General features: G+C 45.1%; 17 protein-coding genes. 6 read left to right on the top strand and 11 right to left on the bottom strand.

Going from position 1 to position 23,755, the window contains the following annotated elements; genetic code table 11:
• Window positions 1-247 precede the first annotated feature (247 nt).
• From QUA34_RS00395 to malQ, 4 genes are all read left to right on the top strand, one after another.
• Window positions 248-2,032 (top strand): CHASE2 domain-containing protein, encoded by a 1,785-nt coding sequence (locus tag QUA34_RS00395; RefSeq protein WP_333383158.1) that lies wholly within the window; start codon window positions 248-250, stop codon window positions 2,030-2,032.
• A gap of 74 nt (window positions 2,033-2,106) precedes the next feature.
• Window positions 2,107-2,865 (top strand): MinD/ParA family protein, encoded by a 759-nt coding sequence (locus QUA34_RS00390; RefSeq protein ID WP_333383156.1) that lies wholly within the window; start codon window positions 2,107-2,109, stop codon window positions 2,863-2,865.
• A gap of 175 nt (window positions 2,866-3,040) precedes the next feature.
• Window positions 3,041-3,166, top strand: coding sequence for a photosystem II protein Y (locus QUA34_RS00385; RefSeq protein WP_333053037.1), 126 nt, complete (start codon window positions 3,041-3,043; stop codon window positions 3,164-3,166).
• Window positions 3,167-3,628: 462 nt separating this feature from the next.
• Window positions 3,629-5,137 (top strand): 4-alpha-glucanotransferase, encoded by a 1,509-nt coding sequence (gene malQ, locus QUA34_RS00380; protein WP_333383154.1) that lies wholly within the window; start codon window positions 3,629-3,631, stop codon window positions 5,135-5,137.
• 385 nt (window positions 5,138-5,522) lie between these two features.
• Here the strand turns inward: malQ and QUA34_RS00375 are convergent, their stop codons facing one another.
• Together QUA34_RS00375 and QUA34_RS00370 are read right to left on the bottom strand one after the other, a co-directional pair.
• On the bottom strand, window positions 5,523-6,404 hold the full coding sequence (locus tag QUA34_RS00375; protein WP_333323895.1) for a RodZ domain-containing protein: 882 nt from the start codon (window positions 6,402-6,404) through the stop codon (window positions 5,523-5,525).
• Window positions 6,401-7,195: a pseudouridine synthase gene (locus QUA34_RS00370; protein WP_333324001.1), complete on the bottom strand. Its 795-nt coding sequence runs from the start codon at window positions 7,193-7,195 to the stop codon at window positions 6,401-6,403. The genes QUA34_RS00375 and QUA34_RS00370 overlap by 4 nt, the downstream gene beginning before the upstream one ends.
• A 618-nt stretch (window positions 7,196-7,813) precedes the next feature.
• Here QUA34_RS00370 and QUA34_RS00365 point away from each other — a divergent pair.
• Window positions 7,814-8,605, top strand: a complete 792-nt coding sequence (locus tag QUA34_RS00365) for a DUF2993 domain-containing protein (RefSeq protein ID WP_333323897.1) — start codon at window positions 7,814-7,816, stop codon at window positions 8,603-8,605.
• A gap of 135 nt (window positions 8,606-8,740) precedes the next feature.
• Here QUA34_RS00365 and QUA34_RS00360 read toward each other — a convergent pair whose 3' ends face one another.
• From QUA34_RS00360 to QUA34_RS00325, 8 genes are all read right to left on the bottom strand, one after another.
• Complete coding sequence (locus tag QUA34_RS00360; protein WP_333383153.1) at window positions 8,741-9,658, bottom strand: phosphatidate cytidylyltransferase; 918 nt, start codon at window positions 9,656-9,658, stop codon at window positions 8,741-8,743.
• Between the two features lie 477 nt (window positions 9,659-10,135).
• A complete protein-coding gene (cbiT, locus tag QUA34_RS00355) occupies window positions 10,136-10,729 on the bottom strand; it encodes a precorrin-6Y C5,15-methyltransferase subunit CbiT (protein ID WP_172184729.1) in 594 nt (197 codons plus the stop codon).
• A 99-nt stretch (window positions 10,730-10,828) separates the two neighbouring features.
• Window positions 10,829-12,400, bottom strand: coding sequence for an aminotransferase class I/II-fold pyridoxal phosphate-dependent enzyme (locus QUA34_RS00350; RefSeq protein ID WP_333323901.1), 1,572 nt, complete (start codon window positions 12,398-12,400; stop codon window positions 10,829-10,831).
• Window positions 12,401-13,084: 684 nt separating this feature from the next.
• The gene (locus QUA34_RS00345) at window positions 13,085-17,872 is read right to left on the bottom strand and encodes an nSTAND1 domain-containing NTPase (RefSeq protein WP_333383150.1); all 4,788 of its coding nucleotides are present in this window, start codon (window positions 17,870-17,872) and stop codon (window positions 13,085-13,087) included.
• A 111-nt stretch (window positions 17,873-17,983) separates the two neighbouring features.
• Entirely contained in the window at window positions 17,984-20,122 is a 2,139-nt protein-coding gene (locus QUA34_RS00340; RefSeq protein ID WP_333323905.1) for a caspase family protein, read from the bottom strand.
• 71 nt (window positions 20,123-20,193) lie between these two features.
• Window positions 20,194-20,835 (bottom strand): lysozyme, encoded by a 642-nt coding sequence (locus tag QUA34_RS00335; RefSeq protein WP_333323907.1) that lies wholly within the window; start codon window positions 20,833-20,835, stop codon window positions 20,194-20,196.
• A gap of 64 nt (window positions 20,836-20,899) precedes the next feature.
• Window positions 20,900-21,445: a hypothetical protein gene (locus QUA34_RS00330; RefSeq protein WP_333383146.1), complete on the bottom strand. Its 546-nt coding sequence runs from the start codon at window positions 21,443-21,445 to the stop codon at window positions 20,900-20,902.
• A gap of 117 nt (window positions 21,446-21,562) precedes the next feature.
• The gene (locus QUA34_RS00325; RefSeq protein ID WP_333323911.1) at window positions 21,563-22,459 is read right to left on the bottom strand and encodes a C39 family peptidase; all 897 of its coding nucleotides are present in this window, start codon (window positions 22,457-22,459) and stop codon (window positions 21,563-21,565) included.
• Window positions 22,460-22,964: 505 nt separating this feature from the next.
• Here QUA34_RS00325 and QUA34_RS00320 point away from each other — a divergent pair.
• Complete coding sequence (locus QUA34_RS00320) at window positions 22,965-23,213, top strand: gamma-aminobutyric acid A receptor, epsilon-like protein (RefSeq protein WP_333061712.1); 249 nt, start codon at window positions 22,965-22,967, stop codon at window positions 23,211-23,213.
• 133 nt (window positions 23,214-23,346) lie between these two features.
• Here QUA34_RS00320 and QUA34_RS00315 read toward each other — a convergent pair whose 3' ends face one another.
• On the bottom strand, window positions 23,347-23,703 hold the full coding sequence (locus QUA34_RS00315) for a hypothetical protein (RefSeq protein ID WP_333383142.1): 357 nt from the start codon (window positions 23,701-23,703) through the stop codon (window positions 23,347-23,349).
• Window positions 23,704-23,755 lie beyond the last annotated feature (52 nt).

Genomic DNA, 23,755 nt, shown 5'->3' with positions numbered 1-23,755 from the left:
CAATTTATACCTTGACATATCATCAATAACATTTATTAATTCGAGCGGCAAGGGGATTCTCTGTCGGAAAAATCAGGTTGCTTAGGCCGCAAGTATCATTGGATACAGTTGCTCGCTATGTACTGTAAATTTTTGTAACAAAGTGGTCGCAGTTTCCGAGTGTTCTAAGATGGAGGAAGCCTCCAGCAGGCGGAAAATGTGAAACAACTGCTGTTCCAGAAACGAGTCAAACTTTTATGCTGGGATAATGAGTAAAATATCTAACAACATTCGATCGACAGTGGCTCAATTGAGTCAAATGTATAAACCATCACTAGCGTTGGCTAAGTCTGTATTACTTGCCAGCGCGGCAGTAACATTATCCTTGATGGGGGCCAGACAGCTAGGAATACTCGAACCAGTAGAATTAAGCGCTTACGACCAAATGGTGAGGTGGCGTCCCGATGAACAGCCAGACTCGCGTTTGCTAGTTGTGGGGATTACCGAAGCAGACATTCAGAAACTGAAAGAGTGGCCAATATCCGATCGCAAAATAGCTGAAATCTTACAAAAACTCGACAAAATGCAGCCGGCAGTCATCGGTTTAGATGTACTGCGAGACGTACCATTAGGAGACGGGCGCGAGGAATTAACTAAAATTTTACAAAAAAGCGATCGCATTATCGGGGTATGTTTAGTCACCGACGGGAACCCCGACAATCCAGGTTCTCCGCCTGCGCCGGGGCTGCCAGAAAACCGGGTGGGATTTGCAGATTTCGGAGTCGATCCGGGTGGCATACTCCGCAGGGCTTTATTATTTATGAAACCACCGACAATTGAGGGCAACTCCTCGGCCCAAAAACATCTTTGCAATGACGATTCTCAAGTTTTATATTCCTTCAACCTCCAGCTAGCACTCCGCTACCTGCAAGGGCAAAAAATCTATCCCAAACTGGCACCCGATCAATCTTTATGGCTGGGAGAAACCCAATTAAAACAACTCGCAAGCAATGACGGAGGATACAAAAATGCCGATGTCAGGGGATATCAAATATTAATTAACTATCGTTCCAAGCAGCAAGTCGCAAACCAAGTCAGAATCACCGATGTTTTAGAAGGGAAAGTTGACCCGAATTTAGTTAAAGATAAAATAGTGCTCATCGGTTACACCACAGAAACCGTTAAAGATTTCTTTTATACTCCTTACAGTGGGCGACAGCAAAGCAACCAATTCATGCCTGGTATCGTGGCACACGCACAAGTAGTCAGCCAAATTTTGAGTGCCGTTTTAGACAACAGACCGATGTTGTGGTTTTGGCCGGAATGGGCAGAAATCCTGTGGATTTCGGCATGGTCAATGGTCGGAGGAACGTTGGCATCGCGGATGGCTCACCCAGCGAAGTTGACGGTGACATTCGGAGCAGTGCTGTCCGGGTGTTGCGCGATTAGTTTTGGGATTTTTCTGTTGGGAGGGTGGGTGCCTGTGGCAGCGCCAGCCTTGGCATTAATCTTAACTGGCGGTAGCATTGTATCAGCAGAAAGATTTAATAAAGCCGGATACGGGAAAGCAATTAGCGATCGAGTTAAACAAGTCTTCAAAATCGAAATAGACCAAGCCAAAAAAGAACAGCAAGTCGCAGAAATCATAGAATCTGATTTCTTTAAAGAATTGCAGCAAAAGAAAGATAAACTGAGGATTAGCAAACAAGAAACCTCTGAAAAAGCACCTTCCGAACCCCAAGAAATAACTGCAAGTACCCCAGAGCTTCCCAAGGTCGAAAGTCAGACAGACGAATACCTAGCTCAGTTGCAGGAAAAAGCCAAACAGCAGAAGCAGCGCGCCGCCGTGACTGAATCGGAAAACAGCTCAAAAACGGCTGCGTGCGATGCGGGCGGCGGTGCTAGTTCAGCCGAAACTAAACATGACGAGTTCAGCGATTTGCAAACCAAAGCCAAACAGATGCGGCAGCGCAGGGGCGCCCAAAAGATGATAAAAGATGAAAAAATTGATAGTTTAACAGATAAGGAGGATTTGGGGGGCAAGGAAGAATGAGAGACAACTCGACTGCATCATCGAGAATTGCATCATAATGGGTTCTCGCAGTTTCTTACCCTCCTACGCAGATCATGTCCAAAATCATCTCTGTCCACTCTTACCGGGGCGGAACTGGCAAATCGAACACGACAGCAAACCTGGCATCTATTATCGCTCGCGGCGGAAATCGGGTCGCCATTGTGGACACAGACATTCAATCACCAGGGATTCACGTGCTGTTCGGTTTCAGCGAGAGCAACATGGATCGCTGCCTGAACGATTACCTGTGGGGCCGGTGTCCGATCGCGGATACGGCCTACAATGTGAGTTCGCTACTGCCAAAATTAGCCAGTAACGGCAGCCTCTACCTGATTCCTTCGAGCATTAAAGCAGGGGAGATAGCGCGAGTTTTACGGGAAGGCTACGATGTGGGACTGCTTACCGACGGCTTTCAAGAACTGATCGAGGTTTTGAACTTAGACTACCTATTTATAGACACGCACCCGGGGCTCAACGAAGAAACCCTCCTCAGCATCACCATTTCCGACATCCTGCTGCTGATTCTGCGTCCGGATCAGCAAGATTTTCAGGGAACGGCTGTCACGGTAGATGTGGCCCGCAAATTAGAAGTTCCCAAGATTTTGATGACGATTAATAAAGCCCCAGAATCGCTGGATTTCGAGGATTTGAAGCAGCAAGTAGAGAGTATTTACAAAATCCCAGTGGCAGGGGTACTGCCCCACAGCGACAAGATGATGCTGCTCGCCAGCAAGGGGGTGTTTGCGCTGCAGTTCCCTAACGACCCTCTAACTAAGGTGGTGGAAGGGATTGCCAAACAGATTGTGGGATAATTAGTGCAGCGAATGCCGATCGCCCGCCTAGGAGTTTCGCTTTCGCTCTCAATTCTTGCGGAGCGATGTCCTCCTGTGTATCCCGAATATTTGGTTAAAGAGTCAGGAGAATGGCGACAAAATGAGATACAAATAGATTATGAGAATTTGTTAAAAAACTTTAGGAGGAGAACTCATGGATTTTGACTTCCGCATACTAATAGTATTGATGCCCGTATTGTTGGCGGGCGGCTGGGCTGCTTACAACGTCGGCGCTATAGCTCTCAAACAAGTGCAGAAATTGTTGAACAAGCAAGCGTGAACTAAGCATTATCACCAGTAATTTCGCAGCCGGCTGTTTTTTGAGATACAAAACAGCCGGCTAATTTGTGCATTGGCTCTGCTTAAGTGATGGCTGATTGTTGGCGGGCAATTTACGACTGCAGAGAGAGGGGGCGAAAACAAAAGAAAAGTATATTTAAAGATTAAGCAGAAACCGGGTACGCTCAAGCAAAATACTTTGTTGCAGCAAACGAGCCTGGGTAAAAAAACCTAGCTGTGAAAGCAGGGCGATCGCATAACTTCAGATTGTGATGTTTTCCTTTCTACTCAGGACTTGTGAGTAGAGTGTTATAAAAATATTTGGTAAGCACGTTATCGCAGAAAATATGAGACAATCACAAAAGAATTTGCCCTGAGAATCTCCCTCAAAACTACGAAGTTTAATTAGTAGGGAAGAGAGGTCAAATTGTCAATGTTAAATTCCTATATCTTTAGATAGATTATGCTTTTTCCCCGATCGAGTGGCCTTTTACTCCACCCCACGTCCTTTCCCAGTCGATTTGGCATTGGAGACATGGGAATAGAAGCATATCGCTTTATTGACTTTTTAGTAGAGAGCGACCAGCAATACTGGCAGGTATTGCCGCTGGGGCCGACAGGATACGGCAATTCTCCTTATTCGTGCTATTCAGCAATGGCGGGAAATCCGCTGCTGATCAACCCAGAACTGCTGCGGGACCAGCAATTGCTCGGAGATGAAGACTTCGCTAATTTGCCAGAATTTCCGCTGGATTATGTAGACTTCGATCGAGCGATCGCGCTGAAAGTACCTTTGCTCAAAAAAGCTTGCGAAAACTTCAAAGCCAAAGCATCTCCGATCCAGCAAAAAGAATTCTCAGGTTTTTGCCAAAGCAAAGAGAATTGGCTGGAAGATTACGCCTTATTTATGGCACTAAAAGATCACTTTGGCGGTGTTAGCTGGAACAATTGGGAACCAGAAATTGCCCGTCGACAACCAGAGTCAGTAGAGAAGTGGCGTCAGCAGCTAAATGCTGAGATTTATTACTACCAATACGTTCAGTTTGAGTTTTTTCGCCAGTGGACGGAGTTGAAACGCTATGCTAATATGCGGGACATTAAAATTATTGGCGATATTCCGATTTATGTAGCTCACGATAGCGCCGATGTATGGTCTCATCCAGAAATATTTTGCTTGGATGAAGCCACTGGAGAAGCAGCTTTAATGGCAGGAGTTCCCCCAGATTACTTCAGCAATACAGGTCAATTGTGGGGCAACCCCGTATACAATTGGGAGAAGTTGCAAGCAACTAATTTCGACTGGTGGGTGCAGCGTTTTGAAGCGATTTTCTCTTATGTAGACGTGACTCGGATCGACCACTTTCGAGGATTTGAGGCTTACTGGGCGGTGAAGCGCGGACAAGAAACTGCGATCGAGGGAGAGTGGATTAAAGCGCCGGGAACAGCTTTGTTGGATCTAATTAACGAGAAGTTTGGCAACTTGCCGATTATCGCTGAAGATTTAGGGGTAATTACTCCAGAAGTGGAAGCTTTGCGCGATCGATACGAGTTTCCAGGAATGAAGATTTTGCAGTTTGCTTTTGGCGCGGGCCCTGGCGATCCTTTTTTGCCTTTCAACTACGATCGCAACTGCGTAGTTTACACGGGCACCCACGACAACGACACGACTGTCGGCTGGTTCAATCAACTGCAACACTACGAAAGAGATGAGGTTTTGCGTTATTTGGGCTGCATCGATCCCCAAGGCATTCACTGGTCTTTAATCCGCATGGGCTGGATTTCTATTGCTAATTTGGCAATTGTGCCGTTTCAAGATTTGTTGGGTTTAGATACTGACGCGCGGATGAATTTTCCGGGGAAACCAGAGGGAAATTGGGGCTGGCGGTATCGACCCGAAGCTTTGAATTGGGATGTGAGGGATCGGCTAAAAACTATGACTTACATCTGCGGGCGCGCTCCTAATAAACATTGATCGTCGGTAAGGGGTAGTGGGCAGTGGGTAATTGGTAATTGTTAATGGGTAATATCAAATCTGTTAGCATCGGAATTCTTCCTATCTCTCTACTCTTTATCTGCGTGAATCAGCGTCAATCCCTTGTCATCTGCGGTGAAGAAATTCTCTTTTTTAAACCGCAGAGACAGGCAGATAAACACAGATTAACGCAGATGAATTAGATCAATTCCGGTTGCACCATCCGTGGTTGACTGTTGACTGGATTTGACTATTCCGATGCAACCGGGTTTGATAGAATTGGTAATTGGTAATTGGTAATTAGTGCATCAAGACGGACATTCTAATTAAACTCTGTGGACTGCCCGCTATTACCTATTACCCATTAACAATTACCAATTAACACTCAACCTTCATTCTTGGGCGGTGCTGAAGGCTTGAGTTCGTTTGCTTTAAAAACAACTTCTTTGGCGACTCCAGGATCTCCGAGTGGTTCGGCCTGTCCGTTATTAAGAGCAACCATTACCCCGCCGGCGTTACCTGCTACCACTACTAATTGCTTTTGAGCCTCCCAGGTGCGAACAGTCCCGGTCGGCAAAGTTCCCTCAAACTCTGTTTTACCATCGACTTCAACCTGCATCCACGATTCTGCTTTAAAAGTGACGCTAACCATTACTGGTTTATTGCCAGATTTATTTAAATTTTGACCGGTTCTTACTGCTTCGACAGCCTCGTAACTATCCGGTTTCTGATTTTGTGAGGGTCTTGATGCCTCAGCAGCTAAACGAGCTTTTTCTTGCTGCCCAAGTGCTAGTTCTTCGGTTCCGGCACCGTTTTTTGCGGTAACAGAACCGCTCATCAACTGAGATAAGACATTGACCGAACAGATAATTAGAAATGTGTAAAAGAGGTAGAGGTGCATCGGCCGCAACTGAGGCCCATCTTGCCAGGATAGCTTGGTTCTCGATCGGGGTGGCGGTTCGATCGGGAAAAAGTCGGCAAACTGAGTTCCGTCCAAACCCATTGCTTCAGCGTAGCGCTTGATCAAACCCTGAGTGTAGACGGGTTCGGGAAGTTGGTCTAGTTGACCGTCCTCGATGGCTTGCAGTAGATTCCGCCGAATCATTGTTACCACGGCTACTTTGTCCAAACAAATCGACTGCTGTTCGCGGTACTGGCGGAGTTGAGTTCCTATTTCCGCTAGCTTCTTCTGAGCTGTTTCTGGCTCTTGGGAGTGCAGTTTCTGCTTAGTGGTTTTGAAGAATAAAAACAATAAATTCTTTGTCATATGCTGTGCTCCTGGGAATTTACTGGCACGCTTATTGATGTTAGGTTGACTAGATTCCATAAATAAATAATTTCCGCATCTTCTAGGGGTCGGCAGCAGCCGGGTGGCAATATTGGCGAACCGGGCCGCTGCAATTGAATCGGGCCGATGGCTGTGCGGTGCAGGCGCACCACGGGATATCCCAACTGTTCGGCCGTTCGCCGAATCTGTCGGTTTCTGCCTTCTGATAGAATGACTTCTAACAGAGTTTGGTCTCGCGCGCGATCGAGAACTTTAACTTTCGCGGGCAAAGTTTTTCTGCCGGACAAGATGATGCCCTGACGCCACGTTTGTAGTATGGGTTCCGGGGGATCGCCGCTCACCCAAACCTGATAAGTTTTGGCGATCGAGTGACGCGGATGGGTCAAACAAAATGTCAGCTTACCATCATTGGTGAGCAAGAGGGCGCCGGTGGAATCCGCATCTAAGCGTCCTACGGGGTGGATGCCTTGACCCGAGCGCAGTTGGGGTGGCAGCAAGTCGAGAACTTTCGATCGGGCCCTTGGATCGCTGCAAGTAGAAACTACGCCTGCCGGTTTGTTGAGCAACAGATAGACCTTTGCGGGTCGATCCGTTGGTTTCACCGGGACTCCATCGACTTGGATGAGATCGCGATCGGGATTCGCTTTTTCTCCTAAGCGAACAATATTGCCATTAACTCGGACTCGTCCAGCTACAATCATCTGTTCTGCAAGACGGCGAGAGGCAATGCCCCACTGGGCGAGGATTTTTTGCAGCCTTTCATCAGACATGACGGGAGTGTGGAAATCCCCAACGAGCGAACGGTGGGGAGGAAACACGACACGGTTAATTGATTAACCGTACTAGCAATGCTCAATTCCTGGTTGGGAATAAATTATAATGCTGACCAATTATTACAGGACGCCCGGCAAGAGTGCAGATTGTCCTTGTGCCCGGTGCAGATTGTCCTGATGGCATTACCCTGAATGCTGTGCAAAAACTACGACGAAAAGACTCGCTGCAGGCACAGGTTTGCACCGTTGGTTTGCGGCTGGTTTGAAAGGTGTGGGTCTGACCCGACCATAAACCAACACTACCATAAATCCCGTACTCCTGGTTAAATTTATACGCTCGATCGCGAATTTTTCATCGGGATCGCACAACTCGTGAACTACCCCAATATCCCAAGGGGACAAAGGTGAGAATTTTTCTGCTTCTGGCCTTGCTGATGCCAGATTGATGCTTGATTTTGGAGTTAATCGGACTTGTGTTCATCAACCCGGTTTCTCACGAAAATCAGAGGTTGATAGCCGTATATTTGTGCAGAAACCGGATTTTTGAGGCTGGATGTGCAAGTTCTAGTTAAATTTATGTGCTTGAATATTAAGGTTTATATTCTGAAATTGTTTATGACTGTCGATCGAAACTCTCTTCAATTTGACAATAGAGATGGCGCTGCTGGCTCTGGTGGGACTGTTAATCTCGGCGAGGAACCCGGGAGACCTTCGGCGAGTCCAGGCAGCCGGATCGCGAGCGCAGTGCTGTCTCCGGCTGTGCAGTTGTGGCTGCGATCGCAAGTTCAGCAGGTGGATGAGTTGAAGGTGAAAATTGAGGGGAGCGATCGACAAATCTTCAGCGGTGCGATCCCCAAAGTCACGGCGGCAGCTCGCGGTGCTGTGTATAAAGGACTACACCTAACTGAAGTTGCGATAGAGGGCTGCGGCATTCGCATCAACCTCGGTCAAGCTCTCAAAGGCAAACCCCTGCGCCTCCTGGAATCCGTTCCCGTGGCAGGCGTTTTGAGGCTTAGCCAAGCGGATTTGAATGCGTCGCTGAAAGCGCCTTTGCTGGCTGATGCTTTAAGCGAATTTTTGCTGCCAATGCTGCCACTGACAGATAGGGAACAGTCGCTGAAGTTGCAAAATTCGCAGATTGCAATTGAGGCGGGTTTGTTGACGCTTTCGGCTGCAATTTTGCGCGCTGGCGGTAGGCAAATGCCTTTGGTATTGCGGACGGGTTTGCGGATAGCCAGCGGTCGCGAATTGATGTTTGAATCACCAGAAATCAAAATGGATGGAGAATTAAAGAGCAGTGATTTCAATGGTTTTAAAATTGATTTTGGGCCGGAAGTTGAGATTGAAGAATTGATTTTGAGTCAGGGGGAGATTGTGTGTCGGGGAGGAATTAGAGTTTTGCCTTAGTTAGTTGACTGTTGACAGTTGACAGTTGACTGTTGGCTTTAACCAGGTTCTTCGGTATAGCCTGGGAATACATACCCCATGCCCAATTCCCCATGCCCAATTCCCCATGCCCAATTCCCAATTCCCAATTCCCAATTACCGATTAATTAAAAAAGAGTCGATCGCGGGCAACAGTAAAGTCACAAAATAGTAGACTAAGGGGGCGGTAAAAACATAACTGTCGGTGCGATCGAGAATGCCACCGTGACCGGGGATCAACTGTCCCGAATCCTTAACGCCGGCGTCTCGCTTCATCATCGACTCAGTTAAATCTCCCAACAGGCTAGCAACCCCAATCAACAGACCAAAAGCAGCCCCAGTATACGGCCACCCCGGCCAGTGTAAATACCAAGACCCAGCGGCTGCCACGGCGATGCTGCCGCAAACTCCAAATACGGCACCTTCAACGGTTTTTTTGGGGCTGATGTGGGATAGGCTAGTGCGCCCGAAGAATTTGCCGACAAAATAAGCCCCAATGTCAGCGGCCCAGATGCAGAAGAAAGCCAGCAGCAGCGAAGTCAATCCTAAAGATATGTGGCTGGAATTTGTCCAAGACGGGGACGGGTAAATGTTAACCGACAAATTGCTTGCTACTGCTTGCGAAAGTTGGGTTGTAGCAAGATTCCCTGGGTCGAGGCCGACTCGCAGCCGTACCCAATAGCTGGGCAAATAACCGCCGTAGAACAATCCTAAAACTGAGGAGGCAATATCGGCGATCGTCGATAATTTAGGCTGGAATAACAGGTAGAAACAAATTAAGGTTCCCGCTAAGGGGAACATGGCATCTACGAGTTCCGGCGCTAGGGCGGCAGTAATTAATAGCCCTTGACTGACGGCTAAAGTAGTTTTGGCAGCGGGTGCAATGCCTTTAGCCCTGGCTAATTGAAAATATTCCAATTGACCTAGGTAGACGATGATCCCGAAGCCGACGGTGAAGTACCATCCGCCCATAATAATCATTCCCAAAGCAAGGGCGATCGCAACTATTCCACTCAGGATACGAGACCAAGGCATAAAATGAATTTCTCTTGCAGACGGCGGTGGATCATTCGATTTTAGATTTTAGATTTTAGATTTTAGATTCTACATTTACTCCACAGATGAATCTGGGAGATTGAACCTTGGTCTAAAATTTTGGGTGGTTCACGACGATTGTCGGCGGCTTGTACCCGTTTTTGGGCGGTGTCATTCGACGCAAGGATGTAAGGATTGTTAGGGTACGGTTTCCTCCCTTGCACAGCCAAGCCGAATACTCAACTGGCGATGATCCAAAATCTCAACTCAGGGGGTCAATCCAGCTATGGTCGCCCTTATTCTAAGTATGAAGGTTAAGTGAACTTAAAAAAGATTAAGAATTACATTTAGGAATGGGCATAGGGCATAGGGCATGGGGCATTGGGTATGTATTCCCAGGATCTGCCGAGGAACCAGGTTAAAGTTAACTGTTAACTGTCAACTGTCAACTGTCAACTGTCAACTGTCAACTAACTTCTAATCCAGCTTTTCGCCGCTGAGAATAAATATGGGATTGACGGCGGCAAAGGTTTGGCTGAGGCCGCGAGTCTCCAAGCGGTTGACGGCGGACTGGACTACTTCGATGTTGCGGACTTGCAACTCGGCGAACCCTTCGGAAAGGGCGTAAAGATTTTCTAAATTCGAGGCTGTGGCGACAACTCTACCGTGGGGTTGCAAGTACCGCCAGACTTCTTGGAGAATGGCTTTAATGGGGCGACCTCCTTCGATGCAGACTCGGTGGGGGGGTTGGGGCAGGTTTTCCAGGCATTCCGGGGCACTGCCTTCTATGACTTCTACGTTGTTGAGCTCGAATCGATCGCAATTTCTGCGAATCAAGCTTGCTACTTCTTCGTCCCTTTCGACGGCAATAATCCGACCTTTGGGACACAGCAAACCTGTTTCTACGGCGATCGTACCAGTACCTGCACCGATGTCCCACACGACTGAATCTGCTTGCAGCCGCAGGTGGGAGATTAACAGCAGTCGGACTTCTCGCTTACTCATGGGAATTCCCGGTAAACGTTCAAATAAGTCATCCGGGATGCCTGGAGTGACGTAGGGCCAAAGCATAGTTATATTTTTGATTTTTGATTTTTGATTGAAGCAAGACGGCAGTTGGAACTCGTGGAAGAAGTAGAAATTCTCCCAATTTCCCCCAAGCCTTAATATTTACTGTCGCACAACCTTGAGAGTTTGGAGGTTTCTATCGCTACAACCTGTGATTTTTCCGCCGGCGGCAAGGATTTGTTGCAGGTAGTCAACGGCTGCTGGGGTAATGATTTCACCGGGCATCAGGACTGGTATTCCTGGGGGGTAGGGACAGATGAGTTCGGCGCACAGGCGATCGACTGCTTTGTCTGCGGGTACTGTTTCCGCTGGGAAAAAGAAGGCCTCGCGGGGGGATAGGAGAGGGGGAGAGGGGGAGAGTGGAAGAGTGGGAGATTGGGCAAATCTTCCTTCTTCTCTCTTCCTTCTTCTCTCTTTCTTCTTCTCTCTTCCTTCTTCCTTCTTCCTTCTATCCTTTACATCCGTTACATCCGTTACAGAATCCGTTGCCGAACTTCCTTCTTCCTTCCTCCTTCTTCCTTCTAAAATCGTCAAAGCTTTAACTAAATTGTCGATATCTGTTTCTGTATTTCCCAAGCTGATAATAAATGTTAAATGTCGGGGCATGGGAAGTTCTGCGGTGACGGCGAGTTGAGAGTGCAGAATTTCATCGGCGGCAAATCCTGTGATTCCTAAATCTGATACTTTTACTGTTAGCCTGGTTCGGTCTAATGCTGCAAAACCCGGTGTATTTAACAGTTCTAAAACTGATAAGCCGGGAATTTGACTGATGCGCGATCGCGCTTTTTCTGCTAGCTGTAAAGTTTGCGCCATTAACTCTTTGCCGTGGAGTGCGATTTGTTGGCGGGCTGCGTCTAGAGATGCTAATAGTATGTAACTCGGACTGGTAGATTGTACTAACTGCAATGCTCTATTTAATTTTTGGATATCTATGCGATCGCCCTTGACGTGCAGCATCGATGCTTGTGTCATTGCACCGAGGGTTTTGTGGATTGATTGTACTGTTAAATCGGCGCCGGCTGATAGTGCCGGTTCTGGCAAATTGGGATGAAAGTTAAAGTGTGCGCCGTGGGCTTCGTCTACTAATAACGGTATGTTGTATTGATGGGTAATTTGGGCGATCGCCCGCAAATCCCCGCAGACGCCGTGATAGGTTGGGTAAACTATCATTACTGCTTTCGTGTCTGGATGTTGTTCTAATGCTGCGGCTGTGGCTTCTGGGGTGATGCTGTTGGCAATATCCCAATCCGGGTTGTACTCTGGATTGACAAAAATTGGAATTGCACCGGATAAAATTAAACCTGAAATCGCCGAGGAGTGGATATTTCGAGGCAAGATAATTTTATCGCCGGGGCCGCAAGTTGCTAAGATGGCGGCGATAATTCCGCAAGTCGAACCGTTAGCCAAAAACCGAGTTGAGTGGGCTCCAAAAGCTGCGGCGGCTAAGTCTTGAGCTTCGGCAATTGCACCTTCTGGGTTAAAGAGATTATCTAATTCCGGCAATTCCGGCAAATCCGATCGAAATACTGTCGCACCGAATAAGTCAATTAGGGGTTGAGAGATTCCTTGTCCGCGTTTATGTCCGGGGGCATAAAATGGGGCGTGTGGCTGATTTGTGCGATCGCGCAAGGCATCTAATAGAGGCGTTTGTTGTTGAGAGTTTGCTGGTGACACGCTTAATCTTGATTTGAATATTTGGAATTATAGCAACCGCTGAGGTTTCACTGGACGTTATTAATTGCTGAAACCATTGCTGGAAATTCCGCGATCGCATCGACTGCTTCCTGTTTCGTTGCAATCGCCCACAAGCAACACCGTCTCAATTTCAAACTTCTCTAAAATGACTTAACATCGACTGCTTAAGTATGATACTCCAACATTTGAAAATCCTGGCTACTGCTTTACTTATGGTTTGTCTAGGGGCTGTGGTTTCAGTTACAGCACAAAATCATACCACAGTCTGCGGCTTTTTTTTCAGCCAAGACCTGCTTTCGAGTCAATACAATCTGTTCGATAATATCGGCCTTTACTCCGCCCGATCGCCCCATCGCGTCTTGGAGGGCGATCGGCTTTTGTTTATACGACTCTTGGGTTAGAGGATGTTTTAAAAGAGTCGTTTGACCTCATAGTTGGCACAAAGAAGCATCTAAGTATGGGCCCAAACCTTGATTGATCGTCTCAGCTAAGCCCAATCAGAAGGGCTAAATTATACCTTCCTGGACTTTTAAAACATCCTCTAAGGGAGATAGAGAGTGCGATCGCTATTTCTATTGGTTGTGGTTGGGAAGGGCGATCGCACTCCTGCTCGTCTCATTGGCTGGAATAATGAATGTCCCTCTTAGAAAGCTTAATATTACTCTAAGGGCGAGAATTTTCGATCCCATCACACACATGACGATCGCTGTCTGTTTCATTAAAGGTTGCTAGATATTTGCGTACTCTAGTGCAACCTTTGGTTAATAAATTGTCAAATCCTCCCAAATGCCACAACTTAGCATTACCTTTTTCGTCAATAGTAGCTATGACACTACCGTCGGGGCTAATTTCGCCAAACTTTACTTGATTAGTATTGTCATCAGAGCTAGTTTCGTTAGAACTTAAATTAAAATCAACAGACTGATTGCTTTGCAAATCCCATAAGATCATAGTCTGTCCCGCTTTAATGGCGACTAAACTGCCATCATTGTTAAAGCTAATATTGTCAATATCTCTAACTCTCAATCTTCCCAGACGTAAAATTGCCAACTGTTTACGAGAAAAGAAATCCCAAATGGCAACACTACCGTAGGTGGACATAACATCAGCCATAGCTACTAACAGTTTTTCTCCCTTGGTATCGGATTTCCAAATTGCGCTTTGAATGAAGCCTTCATCCCAATTAAATTTTTTCTCTTGTTTGCGTTTAAAATCCAACACGCGCAAAGAATTTGGCGAGTCCGAAGTTCCCTCAAAAATTGCTAATTTTGTCCCATCAGGATTAAAACTTACGCTGTTTACTGATTCATCATGTTCTAGAAGCTTTTGTTCTTGGTTTGATGACAAATCCAATAAACGAATGTCTTTAGGTTGAATGATTGCCACTTGCTTAGCGTCAGGAGCTAAAATCAATTTACTTTCTGGGCTATACTTCGGAGATAAATTTTTCAAATCTTGGCCTGATGATAAATCTCGTAGGTGAATTTTCCCCTCTTCTAAAGTTGCTAATCTCTTACCATCAGGGCTAAAACTTATTGCCTGAACTAAGTTTTGCATTTCTTGTGGTTGGCTCAATGATTCACTCTCTAGGTTCCATAGACGGATAGTATTGTCATTTCCAGCCGTGAGGAATTGCTTACCATCAGGGCTAAAACTGAAACTAGAGACTAAGCCTTGATGACCTTTTAATTCAGTTACTCGGTTGCCAAACCCATCTAACAAGCGAACAGTGCCGTCATAATCTGTGATAGCTAATTGTTCGCCATTGAGGCTATAACTCACTCTAAAAACCTGACCTAATTCTTCTTTGGGAGTGCGTTTTCCTACATTCCAAAACTGACTAATTTGTCCTACTGTTCGTTCCGACCCAAAGGTAATTACCAAGTTCTCACCATTGGGATTAATGATGACATCATCAACTGGAAACTGAGAAAACTCACCTGTGAACTTACTTGGGCCTGTGAATTTATTGTATCGATAGTTCCAGTTCCATAAAAAGAGATCCGTCCCATTGGTATCCCTGGTAGCTACCAGTAAATTGCCATCCTTTTTAAAAGTAATCCCTTGAGCCTTTACTTGTGAGTCTGTTAATGGATATAGTTGATATGGTTGTGGATTGTTCCAAGTCCACAAGTACACGACATAATTACTAATGAAAGCCAGTGTTTTGCTACCTGGACTGAAACTGATGCTTGTTACAGCACCAGGAAGCCTTGATGATTGATAAAAATGTCCGTTTTCCCAGTCCCATAGATAGATTCCTCGAAAACTCTCACTGGTTAACGCTAGTTTTGTACCATCAGGGCTAAACTTGGCATCAATCACTGAGCCAAGAGTTGTTGGTATTTTGTTGCATTGCCTATTGTTTATGTCTCCGACACAGATAGTATCTTTGTTTTTTGTAGTAGCCCACAATAGCTTGCGATTCCGGCTGACAAGGGTATCCTGTACCACTTCATCGGGAGGGAGTTGCCAACGTTCTTGCTCTTTGTTGAGATAAACAGCCCTACGTAAGGTAGCAACGATTTGACTTTGTAGCTGTGAGTCAGGTGGCGCTACTCGCAACAGCCAGTGTTTACTGGATTGGCCAGCCTGTAAACTCTGAATCAAAGTGTCTAGGGTTAGATAATTTGAGCGTAAGCCAGTTTCTGAGGATTGCCTAGCAGTGTTTATTTGACCAATTACACCTATTCTTTGCTCTCTCAAAGCCCAAACAGTTAACCAGCTCAATCCCAGAATTACTCCAGTTGCAATTCCCCAACGCAAATTAACATTTCTGCGCCTCTGCCAAATACTTTGCTGCACAAACTCAGCTTCCACTTGGTTAAACCAGTAGTCGCGAGATTTAAGAGTCTTTCTTAAGACATCAAGATAAGGATTCCCATTCCAAAGAAACTGTGCCTTCTTTTCACGCGGATTTTCTTGAGTATTTTTCTGTCTGACTTTGCTCAACCAGTCTTCAGCAAAGCCGAATGTTTGGTCTAACAAATTTAAAAAAGGTTTAGTCTTATTTAAAAAAGTTGATGGTTGTTCCTGGCTTTTGTATTCCAAGGTAGTGCTTTGTAACCGCACTCTTGCCTCTTGCAGCAGTTGTTGGATATCTTTCTCTTGGATTTGTTTTAACCAGTCTTGCGTAAGATCGATCTTCTTGTCTAAACTCGTTAAAAAAGGTTCAGTTTTTGCTAACAAACTTGGGGGCTGTTCCTTCTCTTTCCAATCCAAAGCAGCAGGTGTCAGTCGCCGTTGCAAAAGCAAATTTTCCTGCTCCTCCTCTTGCCATTTCTGTAATTTATCCCACCCTTTAACTAAGAAATCATGGGCAGGCTCTACATAAGGTTCTCCCGTTTCCTGTCCACTAACAACAAGGCGAGCTTTATCAAGAGATTCTAGGACTACTTTGACTCGCTGATTTTCTTTCTCATCTAGTTGGGTTGGCTCTTGCTTGTTGGCGTAATTCAATTCTGATAATGGCACCCGTCGCCGTACTGGTTCCCCACCTTCGATCGCCACCATCCGCAGCATTACTCGACGCATCGTATCTCTGTGAGCATTATCCGGTAAACTATTATAGATTTCATTGCCTCTGCGACTCAAAGAACCCGCAATACCACCCTGTTTGTAAAATTCTTCATCTACAGTTAAGGCACGTTCTTGCTTACCATCTTTTACCCATGCTTGATGCAGCTTAATATAAAGTTCGCTGAGGGTAAATGATAACAACGGTAAAGCTCCCGGCATTTGACTCACTTCATCAATCAGCTGATTCACTAAGTTAGCTGGCTCGAAATATAATGCCATTTCAGCTGCTGGCTGCTCAATTGCCTGCCGTAACTCATCCAAATTCATAGCTCGCACTGGGAAACGCGCTTCTGTCCAATATTCTTTAAGCGCAGATTGAATAAACCGAGGCTCAAAGTCAGAACGCAAAGTTAACACAATATGAAGTTGCGGACACTTCTTTAGAGCGTTGACAAGCAAGGCTAAAAACTGCTTCTGAATATCCTCTTTTTCTTCAGATTGGTTGTTAGCAGGATTTACCTGGCGACTCATTGTGATTAACTCTTCAAATTGGTCAATTGCCAGTAAGAGTTTGCGATTTGGATTGGTTTGGCTCCAAGTAGATAAAAACAAGCTAAGATGTTCAGGATTTTCTTTTAAGTTATCAGCTAACTTATCTTGAGTTTCCACGAGCGGAAGAATTGCTTTTGCTAAGGCATCAAAGGGGGATTCACCCGGACGCATTGGTTCTAAAATCTCCCATTGATGTGCGTAGCTTATAGGCAGAAATTTGAGAGAAATATCAGGATTAACTTCCAAAATTGCCAAAGTAATTATGCAAGCATAAATGAGAGTAATATCGAATGAGTTGGTAGCTTTTCGTAAATCAGAAATCAACCCAGCTTTTACTAAGCTCGATTTACCGGAACCCGATATTCCTAAAACAACTGTCAGTTGTTGTTCTGGTTGAGATACTGGTCGAGACACTCGAACCGATAATTGGTTAACTAGCTGTTGTCTGCCAAAAAAGAAACGTGCGTGTTGCTCGTCAAAGGATTGCAAACCTCGGTAGGGATTGTTATTTTCATCCAGTGGGGGAGCAGGCTTTAATTTTTCTCGCACAAAACCTGGTAAAGTAAAAATAAACTCCCCTCTGTCATGCTTTTGTAAAGGCCAAAGTCCAGCAGTTTGTAATTCGCTATAGCCATCTTTACCGATCAAACTATCGCGCAGATACAGATAAAGTTCTGGGGCTGTAATCACCTTATCCCCAGTTAAATCTGCCTTCATGTCTTTCAACCCATTAATTAGGGCTTTAGCAAAAGGCGAATGCAGAGAATCTTTATCTATTCCTCGCTCATCAGTATAGTCTAGGGCTTCTTGATTATGAGCAGCAGAGGTGATGGCTTGCCAAGCTGGATACCGAATAAAACGATCGTAATGCTCTCTGTGAATAGTTTCTAAAGCGGAAATAACATTTCTACTACTCGACCAGCGAAAATTCCCAGCAAAGCAACAATCTAAAATCACTAATAAATGATGACAATCGAGTTTAGAAAGTGCTTCATTCAACTTCCGCATGGGTAGATAAGTCTCCCACTTTCCTAACTTGGCATCTTGAGGAATTAAAGCTCCTGCTGGCCCATCTTCACTATTACGTGCAATGCCATGTCCAGCGAAGTAGAATAGTAAGCGATCGCCTTCCGTCAATTTAACTTCATTGGGCAGTGTTTCAAACAATAGTTTATTGATTTCTGCCAATGTAGCTTCGCCATGCTCGGAAAATAGTCTGATTACTTCTTGATACTCATATTCTTGTTCTAAAATATCTGCGATCGCTCTAACATCATTGACGGCTGTTTTCAGTGGGTGAATTCCATTTTGATAATTGTCGATGCCTATAACGACTGCTATGTTGCGATCGAAATTTGTTTTATCTGGGCTCCAACTCATTGCCTTACCTCACCTTTATTTACAAAAAAGCGAAGGTGCATCTTATAATTGATTAAATAATTTACAATTTAGATGCACTTAAAAAACAGTTTTACGTCTAAGCTTTGAAAATTATCTTTGGCTGCTTACACCTCTTTTTACAACAAGCGTTACCTGGTCTGTTGTCCATTCTTCACTGGCATAAGCCGCAGAATTGACATTTTTTGTGGGAGGAGCATCTTCGCTAGCAAAGAAAGCAGCCAAAAATTTAGCTAATGGAGTAGTCGCTCTATCTGGATTTCTACTCTCAATGGGTTTATCTAATGCGGGTAGTTCCAGCCAATCAAAGCTAGTCCCATCAATTGTGGCAAAAACTTTCAGAATATCCGTACCTTCCTGGGAACCGTTGGGAAGGCTTGTATTAATCCGCCACTTGACTTCCTTGCCAGGATCTACAGTTTGAAAGGGTGCGCCAGTTGGGTAGCCTTTTATGATACTCCAATCCGGCTGAATTGCCAGCACCGTAATGTTGAGAAATAGGGAAGATTTGTTGCGAATAATCAAATAACTGTATCGATCCACATCAAGGGTTGGTACGTTGCCAGGATTGTTAAATGGTTTTAATTCTTCCTTATCTCCAGGTACGTAGTCATCTGGTAAGGCAAATAACTCTACCTCGATCTTTCCTTTAAGAGGAGACTCCGGATCGTGGTTATCCAAATCTATAGTGGCGTGATATTTAGACAAATGCACCAAACGTTTTAATACACTAACTGCGGCATTAGGATTGTCTACTTTCAGAGTAGGTCGCAAATTAGAAATTGGTATTCCAGTGCGATCCAAAATTTCATAGTCACCTGCTGAGTTGATAGAAACTTGGTAATCAGCAGCTTCATCTCCAGATACTAACTCCACCCAACCTTTGCCTTCTGGCATTGCAGACTCAACGGCTTGCAGTGCAACTTTTGCATCTATTCCTAAAGGTTGGTCTTTTTCTTCTGGCAATACCAAATGTACTTTACTGACAAGTTGGACATGAGGATACAGCAATAAAGCGGGAGCGCCATCTTCAATATCCTCTATCTTGCTTTCTCCTAGCATTTGGGTAATAGTAGCCCAAGAATTCACCGCACCGAGTCGTGTAATTTGAACCAAAGCTAATCGCTGATTGGTTTGTGTGAAATCTGCGGTTTGAGATGGATAGATGACAAACTCTGCACCTTGACGCAAACCATGAGCTTGACCAGCATTCAACTGAACCCGATTCTCTTCTAAATTTACTTGTATTACTGGTACAGTTAACTGGGTAGATACCAAGTTATTTCCAAAGAAAGTGCCATCGCTTTTTCCCTGCAACATCGGTGTTTGTTTTTCAAACTGACTGTGGACTTTAGCGAAAATGCGATCGTGAAGTGTTTTGGAAGTAACTCCTGTTCCAAATTTCTCTAAAGACCTCAAGAGCCAGTAAGTCAGCGCTCCATTACGCTCGCCATCAAAATCTGTCTCGTAAGCATACTCATTGTCTCGACAAGCAGCTAATAAAGTGTAGCCTTTGGGTTCAGGTAGCCAACCACTACTTGTAACGTTGCGAGTATTGTGGTTGTTTTGTGCCAAGCTTTTCCACGTTTGAGCCAATTCATCCGCAGATCCCACTAAACTCTCTATGGGTCGCGGCGTTGTGTCAACAGCGCCCCCTTCTGAACGACGAATATCACAGTCATCTCCAATCTTTCGCGCAGCCCCTCCAGAATGACAACTATCCAGAGCGACTGTAACGACTAACCCCTTATCCACCATATTTTGTAGAAGTTTTGCTAACTCCATGTCGCGGAGATAGCGAGCGTTTGAATCGCCGATATCTGTGGGAACTAGCGACTCATCAATTCCATCCTCTCCTTTCAGGTTGGGGTAAATCGTCGCCGCACGTCCCCCGTGACCAGAGTAGTGAATGTACACCTGGTCTTCAGCTTGAGCCTTCTCGGTAATTTCCTTAAATTTGGCTATCATATTTTCGTAGGTTGGCCACAGTTCTTTTGGTTCCGGTGGCTCAATTGAAGCGTCAGCATTATTAGAAGCTGTTAGCTTCACAATCTGGGTTTCGGGTACTTGGAGCCTATTTTTCAGAAAAGCTTCTACGTGGTTAATATCCCGTACACATCCCTTCAAGCTTTTGTAGTAACTACCGTCAGATAATTTATTGGGTAGGTAACAATCAATTCCTATAAGTAATGCGTGGAAATTAGAGCGAGTCGAATCGGTTGCGTTAGCCATATTTTTCTTCAGTTTTTATGGTTTTTAAAGTTCTCTAGTTTATTGAGGAGGCTTAAACAACAGTTTAAAACCTAAAAAACTGTCCAATCTTCCCCTAAAAACAAAGCTCTTTCAGCCTTCCGCCTCCGTGTCAATCCTTCTAATTCTTGACTGCCTGCTTTATTCCATCGCGGGAATTGATCGCCCGCTCCCTGAAAGTCTCCTTGGTTTAAAAGCTTTAAAAGAGTTGAATCAAAAAGATTTTCAGGCCCCAGATTAAAAGTAAAAGACACTAACGCCGAAAATTGATTTTCATTGATAGAAACTTGCACAGCCTCAGACACATACCCTTCAAATTCTGCTAAATCTTTTCTCAGCAATTCTTCCGCCTGTGCTTCCGTAATAGTCATTCCCTCATATACGCCTTGGGTATGTCCGTATCCAATTGTCCAAACGCCAACAGCATCAAGATAGGCTTCTACCTCCATTCCCTCAAAGGATTTAATCAAATTCACCCCGTCTTGATTGATTGTCATCCCTCCGCGAGCGGCTATTTCCATAACTTGAGGAGGAACTTTATCGGGAGGAGCGATCCCAAAGGTTTTAGCTAATGTGAATCGCAAAGCTTTTGAAAGCAATTTAACTTGTCCTTCGGTGGCGATCGCCTTTACCGCCACCTCGCCTTCCATTTCATAAAGACTTCCATCAGGGAAGATTTCCAGCACCCGTTCCATCGTGATTTATCCTTACTTTTTGGATTTTATGTTTCAATTCAACCGTGAAGCATAAGCTCTATAATTAATTCACTGGCTGTTGTGCAACACTGTTTGCTGTTGGCGATTCTTTGCCGTTAAATGTATCTGTCTCTTCAGGCAGATTTTTTCCCCAAATTTCGCAGACCGTTTCCGATGTGGTTTCGGCAACTGTAGAAGTTGCCGAAACCAGGGTTTTGATAATCAATACCGCAACAATCATGGCGATCGAAAAAGGTAAATTGAGTTGACTTGCTAAAGCTGGGGCTAAAAATGTCGCTGCTTTCTCAGAGTTTTCTTTGTAGCTTGCCTGAATTTTGGCTATCAGTTCTGGGTCTAACAGTTCGCCGCACATCAACTCATAGGATTTGATATTGAATTTCTTGAAGAATTGGTCGCCAAATTTCAAAGCAAGACTATCTGAACTAAAACCTCTGGGAGTTGCGTTTAGCTCCTCTTCCAGACTCTCAATAGAAGCAGAACGTGCGGTTGTATCTTGCCCTATTTCTTGAAGCCGAATCCCAAGCTGTGCCTTGAGAGTATCTTCATCAAGGTCTAGCAATTTTTGCGCTACTTCATCAATTTGCGTCATAACTTTAGGGAAGTTGTTGTGACCGACTACAAGGTGAAAGAAAGGGCGGGTTGAGAAGAGCGATTGTTTTGATACTATCAATCTAGGAGACCCGACACTACAAATATCAAGGCTTACTTAGGGAACGGGAAAATGACACCAACTCTCGCCACCCACATCCCAAACAGCTCGAAGGTCGGAATAAGTGTAGCGAACATCTCCACCGCTAGCGTTATTGTCATATCCACCCTGATAACCTAGCCATTTGCCATAGGGATCGTTGCAGATCCAAACTCCCTCTGCATCGTCATAACCTTTGATGACAATGATATGACCATTTGTAAAATAACCGTGAATGACAACAGGATTACCTTTAGCTAAATGCTGTTTTATTTCCTGTTCAGAGGTAACATTTTTGAAGTAAGTATTCTGAAGTTTTCCATTGCCATATTTTTGACCCCACTCCCGGAGAAGCCGCTGAAGATAAATGGGGATGTGTCGCGTACAAGTGCCGTCTGCGAGAGGATAACCCTCCTTTTCATCCCACTCTTCTGTTTTTCGGAACAGCACATCTTCAAGCTGTACATCGTTTTTAATATCTTCTTGCGTTCGAGAATCCACCTCATAATACTTGAGAACCATTGCTATGCAAGTGACATTACACGCCCCTGAAGGACGTTTTAAATTATTGAGCTGAGAGTGGTAAGGAACTTTTAAATCAACTTTCGGCGGCAGTACCGGCTGGTACTGTTGAGCAACTGACTCACCTCGCGGAACAGCCGTTAAGGAGATTTCAACATCATCGCCAAAACAGTAATATTGTTTTGGGGCTGTTTCTGGTGAACGAATATCAAATTCATCGAGATAAACCCGAATATACTTACCTTGCAAATTAGGGGTGTACGCACTGATAAAAATTTCCTCTCCGGCTTTGTACTTGAGCATTTGATCTGGAGATAATAGTGATGTGTCGAGTGGGCGAGCTTTCAGCACCGAATTGTCTTTAAAACGCAATGTATATTCTAGGGTGTTCATTCTTTACCTCGTGGACTGGTAAGATGCTAGGTTCAATCGTAAGAGAATAATCCCCAAAAAGTTCCTAGCTTTTAGTTGAGTCTTAAATTAGCCAAAAGGCCTGCTCCCAACTGGCCGTAAGTACAGGACAGAACCTGTACTTTTGGCTAGGTGTCGTGCCAAACCACAGGCTGGCAAGGCTTTTCGGAGGGCGATCGATTGGGCGATTTGAGATTTGAGATTTGAGATTAAAGAATTGCTCCCACGGGCTGCAGCGATCGCAGGTGATGAGTACGCTACGCTTTTTTCAAGGGTTCACGGGCTGTACCGTGAGCCTGTGACCAAATTGATTTCGGTCAGCATAAAAAATCAAATACAGATCAACCCGGTTGCTTTTGTCTACTCCAAAAAGCGGATTAAAAATCGTGCAAAATATCAACTTTAATAAATTTTCACTATTTAGATAGATGTTGTATTTTCAGTTTTTTATCTAGCATGATTGTATTGAGTTATTAATAGAATTGCCGTGATTTTTCCCAACCCTACTCCATTTCCCGGCCCGCAGATTCCCAGTACCGAACCGGGGCTGCCGACTATACCCGCATCGCCACCAGTGCCGGGCCCCGTTCCCGAACCGATTCCCGGGATAGTACCGGAGCCGGTACCTGCGCCAATTCCCCAGCCAATTCCCGAACCGGTGCCGGAAACTGTACCCTCTCCAATTCCTCAGACAGTGCCGGAGCCTATTCCTCAGACAATCCCGGAACCTGTTTAAATTATGTTTTAGTCGATCGCACAATTTAAGATTGTTTGTGAGGTCGATCGCAAAAACCGGCTTTCTCCAAAGTCCCCAATCATTTTGTTGAATATCAGACTTGAAAAAACTCGGTTTTTGCCTAAATTATCGATTAATTGAAGTTGAGCGCAGTCTCTTTACAAAGGTCAACAGCCTCCAAATCAGTGGATTTGCCATCAGAGTATTCGGCCCTGACATCGAAAACACAGCCCGCCTCCGACCCACCGTAGTCAGCTCGATTCCACTCAAAATCTGCCTTTTCCCGATCGGGAATGGGGGCCTCTAGCTCGTTTTCTCCCCAAGTCTCCTTATCGGGAGGAGACATATAGACTGCTGTCATCGTCTGGCCGCTGTTGTTAACCACCGAAATTTTGACCATCTGAGCGAAAACGCTAGCTGCTGTCAGCCCTAACAGGGGCAGCGACAGCCCCGCAGCGATCGTTACTTTGCTTAACCACTTGTTAACCATTGAGCCATCTACCTCAAGTTAGATATTTATTCAAGCTTAGCTGTAGAAGTTA

It is taken from the genome of Microcoleus sp. POL10_C6 (genome assembly GCF_036701585.1).
In the GTDB taxonomy this organism is placed as follows: domain Bacteria; phylum Cyanobacteriota; class Cyanobacteriia; order Cyanobacteriales; family Microcoleaceae; genus Microcoleus.
This window is presented reverse-complemented; position numbering and strand designations above follow the sequence as displayed.